Genomic DNA, 7,520 nt, shown 5'->3' with positions numbered 1-7,520 from the left:
CAACTTCTTGCGCAGTGGTGGCAAAAAGTTGCGCAGTTGGCTGCAGGCCTTGCTGCGCATGCTCTACATCAATGTATTCACACACTTATCCACATTTGAGTGCGCAACTTCTTGCGCAGTTGACCAAAAAGTCAGAAACGGAAATCTTCGCCATGACCACGGTCATGCCACGGTGCTTTTGCAACAGCAAATTTATTTTCAAAAGGGGGTTGAATTCGCTCCGCGCTTGCCTGACCTTAGAGTCAAGAGGCAAAGAAATACCAACGGCCTCAAGGGCCTAGGCACGCCTCCCTGCGAGCAAGCTGAATAAGGATTGAATCATGCAAATCCAGGTCAACAGCAGCAACCATATCGAAGGCAACATCCGGCTCGACGAGTGGGTCCGCAGCACACTGCACGCCTCGCTCGAACGCTTCGAGGACGACCTCACCCGCATCGAGGTGCACCTGCGCGACGAGAACGGCATAAAACCCGGACCGCATGACAAACGCTGCCAGATGGAGGCTCGCCCCAAAGGCCACCAACCGATTTCCGTGACCCACACCGCCACTTCGCTGGACCAGGCCGTCGACGGCGCGGCCGGCAAGCTGAACAACGCGCTGGAGCATTTCTACGGCAAGTTGCGCAGCAAGCGCGGCGCCCTGGAGCTGAGTGACCCGGACGCCTGAAGCTCAAGCGATGCACACAACCAACGCCCGGCCTTGCGCCGGGCGTTTTCGTCCAGGCCGATCAGCGGGCCTGAACCAACCCCGCCCTGCCCCGGTCAACTCCTGCAGTCATTCAGTGCAGAAGTTGACCATGAACAACCCTTTCGAGCAGATCAGCGCCGCCTTCGCCCCCGAATACCGGGTCAACCTGAGCATCGAGCGCCTGGACGGCAGCATCATGCTGACGCTGTCCGACGACAGCGGCGTGGTCGCCAAGCGCCTGGTCAGCGAGGCCCAGCGCAACGACCCGGTGCGCCTGCAACGGGTCATCGACAGCATCCACCTGGGCCTGGCCATCGAGCTTGGGCAGAACCCGCTGGAAGTGCTGGCCGCCCTTACCTGCCAACAACGCTTCCCAGCCAGCACACTGGCCAACTGAGGCTTACTTGCCCTCTTCCACTTCCTTGCCGTTGGCGTCCAGCACCTTGGTCGACGGGTAGCGGTACGAGGCGTAGCGCACCACCAGGATGGCAAACGCCAGCAGCAGGATGCCGCCGCACACGTACAACAGGCCGACGTCCGGCGCCTTGTGGTGCGACACGTCGCCGATCAGCAGGCGGGTCAGCGCGGTGATCGCCACGTACAGCAGGAAGCGGATGGGCATGTGGTTGGTCTTGAAGTAGATCCCCACCATGGCGCCCAGCTCCAGGTAGATGAACAGCAGCAGAATGTCATCGACGCTGACCCCACCCTTGCCCAGCATGTCCATGAAGGTGACCACCGCCGCATAGGCGGTGATCGCGCCGATGCCGAACAGCGCCAGGTAGTGGAAAGCCTCCACGCACAGGTTGCCCAGCGAGTCGGCCGAGCCATGCAGGCCCTTGCGCAGTTTGTCTGCCCATTTGATGTTCACGATGTTCGATTCCCCGATACGGCTGAAGGATGGTGCGCCACCTCTGTGACGCTTGTGCCATGCAGTTAAAGGGCCACGCCCTTGCCTTGGAAGGCGGCCGATTGCCGCAGGGCACCTGTGGGCTACGCTGTTTTTCAGCGCAAAAGGCCATCATCGTGGTTGCGGTCCGGTGGCTTTCGCCTGTACTGTATAAAGATACAGTTGTCCGCAACCCTAACCAGCAAAAAGGCACAGAGGTGATGAATGGCCGTCGAAGTGGTGTACCGCAGCAGCCGCGACCCGGAGCGCTTGTTCATGGATAAGGCCGAAGCAGACCGTCACGACAAGATGCTCGAACTGGCCGAACGCCTGGCCGAGGTGCTGCACAAGGCCGTGCCGTCGATGAGCGAACAGCAGGTCGAGGAAGCCGGGATCTACATGGCCAAGAACCGCGATGTGTTCGCCCGGGCGTTCAAGAGCCAGCCGGATGCGTTGGCGGAGTTGCTTGAAGGCGGTTCGGCGGAGTGATTTCGGTGTTCGCCGGCAAGCCGGCGAACCGCCCCGCTCTCAACCGTACAACAACCGCTCCGCCAGCATCTGCGCCACCCGCGCCGGCGAGCGCTTCTCCGCCTGGGCATGGGCGAACACGTCGGTCAGCCGGGTCGGGATCCGCGCCAGGTGCGCGGTGATGGTGCCCAGCTCCTCGCCACGGTGCTTGAGCACCACGTAGATCAGCCCGCCAGCGTTGATCACATAGTCGGGCGCGTACAGAATCCCCCGGGTTTCCAGCTGATCGGCCACCTGCAAGGTGGTCAGCTGGTTGTTGGCAGAACCCGCCACCGCCGCGCAACGCAACTGCATGACGCTCTGGCCGGTGAGCACTGGCCCCACCCCACACGGCGCAAAGATGTCGCACGGCGTGCTGATCAACGCGTCGTTGACCACCGGATGAGCCCCAAACTGCTCCACCGCCAGCCGTACCTTCCCAGGGTCCAGATCGCTGACCAGCAGCTCGGCGCCCGCCGCATGCAGTTGTTCGGCCAACGCATAGCCCACATTCCCCAGCCCCTGCACCGCCACCCGCAAGCCTTCCAGGTTGTCGCTGCCCAGCCGGGCCATGGAGGTGGCGCGAATACCGGCGAATACGCCCATGGCCGCGTGGGGTGACGGGTCGCCCGCAGCGGTGGTGCTGGTCACATGAGGGGTGGTCTGGGCAATGCAGTCCATGTCGAGGGTCGAGGTGCCGCTGTCCACGGCGGTGATGAAACGGCCCTGGAGCGTGTCGACGAAGCGACCGAAGGCCTCGAACAGCGCAGCGCGGTTTTCCACATGGGGGTTGCGCACGATCACTGCCTTGCCGCCGCCCATCGGCAACCCCGCCAGGGCAGCCTTGTAGCTCATGCCCTGGGCCAGGCGGATGGCATCGGTCATGGCGCTTTCATCGTCGGCATAGGGCAGGTAGCGGCAACCGCCGATCGCCGGCCCCAACTGCTCGCTGTGGATCACCACCACGGCCTTGAGGCCCGTCGGCGGGTCGATGAACAGGTGCAGCGACTGGGTGCGGGTACTTTGCATGAGGGCGAACATCGACAGGCTCCCCCGTGAGGTGCTCTCTCCAGTATAGGCAGGTGCAAACCCGCCGCGACACGGTCGGACCACTGGACGAAAACCAGCGCCAGGGCTACAAGTTAAGCGTGATGGAGAGGTGCCATGAACCCACGCCAAGCCTGCCTGGCCTGCCTGGAACGCGAGCCGGCCGCCCTGCTGGAAGCCGCCCTGTGGATCGCCGCCGAGCATGACCGGGCCGTCGAGCCCGCGGCCGGCCTCGCCCGCCTGCACGAGCTGCAGCGCGAGGTCAGCGCCAGCCTGCCGATGCTGCCGCTCAACGAGCTGGCCCAGCCGCTACTGCGCCAGTTGAATGCCCTGGGTTTTCAACAGGACGAGTACCAGCCACTGCGCCCGCAGGCGGCCCTGATGGACAAGGTGCTGCAACGCCGCCGTGGCCAGCCGCTGCCCCTGGCCATCCTGGCCCTGGAGCTGGCGCGGTGTCTGTCGATCCCGCTGGAGGGGGTCAACTTTCCCGGCCACTTCCTGCTGCGCGTGCCCGGTGCCGATCACCTGCTCGACCCCTGCGGGGGCCGGCGCCTCTACCCCAACGACTGCCGCGACCTGCTGGCTCGCCAGTTCGGCCCGCAGGTCACGCTGACCGCCGAGCACCTGCACAGCGCCTCGCCGATGCAGATGCTGCAGCGCCTGTCACGCAACCTGCGCCAGTTGCACAGCAGCAACGACAACGACCTGGCCGCGCTGATCGATGCCGAGCGGGTCATGCAGCTGGGCCCGGTGCAGGTGGGTGACTACCTGGCCCGTGCCACCCTGTACCAACACCTGGACTGCCCCCAGGCCGAACGCTTCGACCTGGAGCACGCCCTGCTGCTGACCGACGACCCGGTGCAGCGCCTCAAGCTTGGCGAGCGCCTGAGCCAGCTGCCCAGTGGCAAGCGCTCAATCCATTAACGCTTCACCCTTGGGCGCTACTTCACGTGGCCGTGGCGCCCGCACCTGGCTGACCAGCAGTGCCCCCAGCAACGCCGGGATGGCGCAGAAGAAGAAGATCTGCTCCACCGGCATGTGCAGGGTCAGCAGCAGGCTGCCGATGAGCGGCCCGAGGATCGAGCCGAAGCGCCCCACGCCCAGCGCCCAACCGGTGCCAGTGGCGCGCACCTGGGCCGGGTAGAAGTTGCTGACGAAGGCATTGAGCGTCAGTTGCCCACCGATGATGCAGAAACCCGCGGCGAACACGCTGGGTACCAGCCAGCGTGGGTCGTCATGGTTCAGGCCGACCAGCACACTGAACACCGCGGCCCCCAGCAATACGCCGGCCAACAGGCGGGCCTTGTTCTTCATGCGGTCGGCGCACCAGGCCAGGCACACCGCGCCGAAGGTGCCGGCGAACAGGAACAACGAAGTGACCAGGTTCGCCTGGTTCAGTGCCAGCCCGCTTTCCTGCAGCAACGACGGCAGCCAGCTGATCATGAAATACAGCAGGATCAGGCTGACGAAGAAGGTGCCCCACAGCAGCAAGGTTGGCCGAGCGAAACCGTCGCGGAACAACGCCACCATGGTGAGCTTGCTGTCTGCGGGTTCATCGGTGGCGACTTGAGCCGCTGGAACCTGCCAACCTGGAAGCAAGCGGGCGACAATTCGTTGCAACCGAGCGTACGGCGGTGCATCACGCAGCAAGCGTGGCAGCGACTCGGGCAGGTACAAAGCCAAGAAAGGGAACAACAGCAACGGCGCCACCCCGCCGGCGAGGAACACCGCCTGCCAACCGTGCTGGTCGATGAAGCCCGCCGCGACGAAGCCGCCCGCAGCGCCTCCCAGCGAAAAGCCGCAAGCGGCCAGGGTCACCATCAATGTACGCAGGCGCGGCGGCGCATAGTCGGCCATCAACGCCATGGCACTGGGCATGGCGCCGCCCATGCCGATACCGCAGAGGAATCGCGCCAGCATCAGGCTGTCGAGAGAGGTGGAAAACACCATCAGCACCGTCAGGCTGGCGTACAGCAGCACGCAGCACAGCAGTACCCGGCGCACGCCGAAGCGGTCGGCCAAGGGCGTCACTGCCAGCGAACCGACCGTCAGGCCGAACAGGTTGGCGCTGAACACCGGCCCGAAGGCGGCCTTCTCCAGCCCCCAGTCCTGGGCCAGCGCCGGAATCACGTAGCCCAGCACCTGGGCGTCATAACCATCGGTGACCAACAGCAGGATCAGCAGCAGCAGCAGGCGCCACTGATAGGGAGACACCGGGCGCGCGTCGAGCGCCGCGCGAAAGCTGGCTATCTGGTTGTGCATCGCAAGGTACCTGTCTTTTGTTTTTATGCCACGGGGTCGCGATGGTCGTGTAGGAGCCGGCTTTGCCGGCGAACCAGGCACCACGGTGCATGGCACCGGCCTTGCCGGTGTTCGCCGGCAAGGCCGGCTCCTACAGGTTGGCGCGGAACCCTGTGGGAGCGGGTTCCCAGCCAACCCAATGAGTTTGTGGTCAGTTGGGGGTGTCGGGCTGCCTCGCCGGGTGGGCTTTCTGGAAGGCAGGGTGCTGTTCGGCCAGGGCGGCGACCCGGCGGATGCGCGGGTAGCCGGCGAGGTCGATGTTGAAGCGCTCGGCCGCGTACAACTGCGGGATCAGGTAGACGTCGGCCAGCCCCGGCGTGGCGCCGAAGCAGAAGCCGTCATCGCCGATCAGTTGCTCGATCGCCGCCAAGCCCTGGCTGATCCAGTGGCCGATCCACTGATTGACCTGGGTTTCGTCATGCCCCAGCTGACGCAGCTGGTTGAGCACGCTGACGTTGTGCAGCGGGTGGATATCGCAACCGATGATCGCCGCCACGCCACGCACCTTGGCCCGGGCCTCCACGGAGGTCGGCAGCAGCGCGGGCTGTGGATAAGCCTCTTCCAGGTACTCGATGATCGCCGGCGATTGCACCAGCAGCTCGCCGTCATCGGTACGCAGGGCCGGCACCCGCCCTTGCGGGTTGAGTGCCAGGTATTGCTCGCCACGCTGCTCGCCCTTGAGCAGGTTCACCGGCAGGGCCTGGTAATCCAGGCCCTTGAGCGCCAGGGCGATGCGCACGCGGTACGACGAAGTGGAACGGTAGTAGGTGAACAGCTCCATCGCCCCGCCCCCTTATTTGGCCGCCACGACGGTGCCGCGGCACTCGCCAAAGCCGATGCTGGCCACGCCATCACGCACGCAGCGGGCGCGCAGGATGATCTCGTCGCCGTCCTCGAGGAACTTGCGCACCTCGCCGCTGGCCAGCTCCACCGGGTGCTTGCCGCCTTCGGTAATCTCCAGCAGGCTGCCGAACGAGCCCGGCGCCGCACCGGACAAGGTGCCCGAACCAAACAGGTCCCCGGATTGCAGCTGGCAGCCGTTGACACTGTGGTGGGCGACCATCTGTGCCACGGTCCAGTACATGCTGCGGGTGTTGCTCAAGGTCAGGCGGTGGGCCGGCAGGTTCTGCTCGCGCATGCCTGCGGTCAGCAGCAGCACTTCCAGCTCGATGTCGAAGGCGCCACCGGCCTGGTCGCGCTTGTCCAGCAGGTACGACAGCGGCTGCGGGTCACCTTCCGGGCGCGCCGGCTGGGCGCAGCGGAACGGCGCCAGGGCCTCGGCGGTCACCACCCACGGCGACACCGTGGTGATGAAGCTCTTGGACAGGAACGGGCCCAGCGGCTGGTATTCCCAGGCCTGGATATCACGCGCCGACCAGTCGTTGAGCAGGCAGAAACCGGCCACGTGCTCGGCGGCGTCGCCGATCGGGATCGGCTGGCCCATCTCGTTGCCCTGGCCGATCCAGATCCCCAGCTCCAGCTCGTAGTCCAGGCGCGCGCAGGGGCCGAAGTTGGGCTCGGTCTGGCCGACCGGCAGGGTCTGGCCCTTGGGGCGGCGCACGTCGCTGCCGGACGGGCGGATGGTCGAGGCGCGGCCGTGGTAACCGATCGGCACGTGCTTGTAGTTGGGCAGCAGCGGGTTGTCCGGACGGAACAGCTTGCCGACGTTCTTGGCGTGCTCGATACCCACGTAGAAGTCGGTGTAGTCACCAATTTTCGCTGGCAGGTGCAGTTGGCATTCACTGGCCGGATACAGCGCGGTCTTCAATGCAGCCTGGTGCTCGCTACCCTCGCCCAGCAGCGCCAGCAGGCGCTCGCGCAGGGCCACGCGGGCCGGGCGGCCCAGGGCGAAGAAGGCGTTCAGCGCACCACCTTGGGTGGCCTCGACGGCGGCCTTGGCCTGGCCTTCGAACAGCCCGCTGGCCAGCACGGCCTCCAGGTCGAGGATGGCGTCGCCGATGGCCACGCCGCAACGCGGCGCCTGCCCTGGGCGGCTGAAGATGCCCAGGGGCAGGTTCTGCAGCGGGAAGTCGCGGTGCCCGTTGGCGTGCTCGACCCAGCTACGGGCGTTGGCGGTCTGGTTCATC

At 65.5% G+C, this 7,520-nt stretch carries 10 protein-coding genes; 5 read left to right on the top strand and 5 right to left on the bottom strand.

The genetic code is table 11. From position 1 onward, the window contains the following. From P5705_RS13315 to P5705_RS13305, 3 genes are all read left to right on the top strand, one after another. On the top strand, positions 1-310 hold a 310-nt coding region (locus P5705_RS13315), incomplete at its 5' end, for a hypothetical protein (RefSeq protein ID WP_277461301.1). 10 nt (positions 311-320) lie between these two features. Beyond that, complete coding sequence (locus P5705_RS13310) at positions 321-668, top strand: HPF/RaiA family ribosome-associated protein (protein WP_277461300.1); 348 nt, start codon at positions 321-323, stop codon at positions 666-668. A 130-nt stretch (positions 669-798) separates the two neighbouring features. Continuing rightward, complete coding sequence (locus tag P5705_RS13305) at positions 799-1,086, top strand: DUF3509 domain-containing protein (RefSeq protein WP_277461299.1); 288 nt, start codon at positions 799-801, stop codon at positions 1,084-1,086. Positions 1,087-1,089: 3 nt separating this feature from the next. On the opposite strand, the gene P5705_RS13300 is transcribed toward P5705_RS13305, so the two are convergent. Further along, positions 1,090-1,560 carry a phosphate-starvation-inducible protein PsiE gene (locus tag P5705_RS13300; RefSeq protein ID WP_011535644.1) on the bottom strand — a complete coding sequence of 157 codons (471 nt, stop codon included), beginning with the start codon at positions 1,558-1,560 and terminating at the stop codon, positions 1,090-1,092. Positions 1,561-1,803: 243 nt separating this feature from the next. On the opposite strand from P5705_RS13300, the gene P5705_RS13295 reads away from it, so the two are divergent. Further along, on the top strand, positions 1,804-2,067 hold the full coding sequence (locus P5705_RS13295; protein ID WP_277461298.1) for a YebG family protein: 264 nt from the start codon (positions 1,804-1,806) through the stop codon (positions 2,065-2,067). A 39-nt stretch (positions 2,068-2,106) separates the two neighbouring features. Here P5705_RS13295 and P5705_RS13290 read toward each other — a convergent pair whose 3' ends face one another. Next, the gene (locus tag P5705_RS13290; protein WP_277461297.1) at positions 2,107-3,126 is read right to left on the bottom strand and encodes a Leu/Phe/Val dehydrogenase; all 1,020 of its coding nucleotides are present in this window, start codon (positions 3,124-3,126) and stop codon (positions 2,107-2,109) included. Between the two features lie 123 nt (positions 3,127-3,249). Between P5705_RS13290 and P5705_RS13285 the strand changes: the two genes are divergently transcribed. Then, positions 3,250-4,056: a SirB1 family protein gene (locus P5705_RS13285; protein WP_277461296.1), complete on the top strand. Its 807-nt coding sequence runs from the start codon at positions 3,250-3,252 to the stop codon at positions 4,054-4,056. Here P5705_RS13285 and P5705_RS13280 read toward each other — a convergent pair. The 3 genes from P5705_RS13280 to fahA form a co-directional block, all read right to left on the bottom strand. Next, the gene (locus P5705_RS13280; protein WP_277461295.1) at positions 4,045-5,394 is read right to left on the bottom strand and encodes an MFS transporter; all 1,350 of its coding nucleotides are present in this window, start codon (positions 5,392-5,394) and stop codon (positions 4,045-4,047) included. The two genes, P5705_RS13285 and P5705_RS13280, sit on opposite strands and share 12 nt — an antisense overlap. A gap of 190 nt (positions 5,395-5,584) precedes the next feature. Continuing rightward, entirely contained in the window at positions 5,585-6,214 is a 630-nt protein-coding gene (gene maiA / locus P5705_RS13275; protein WP_277461294.1) for a maleylacetoacetate isomerase, read from the bottom strand. A gap of 12 nt (positions 6,215-6,226) precedes the next feature. After that, positions 6,227-7,519, bottom strand: a complete 1,293-nt coding sequence (gene fahA / locus P5705_RS13270) for a fumarylacetoacetase (protein ID WP_277461293.1) — start codon at positions 7,517-7,519, stop codon at positions 6,227-6,229. Position 7,520 lies beyond the last annotated feature (1 nt).

The organism is Pseudomonas entomophila (assembly GCF_029478665.1).
GTDB lineage: Bacteria > Pseudomonadota > Gammaproteobacteria > Pseudomonadales > Pseudomonadaceae > Aquipseudomonas > Aquipseudomonas entomophila_F.
This window is presented reverse-complemented; position numbering and strand designations above follow the sequence as displayed.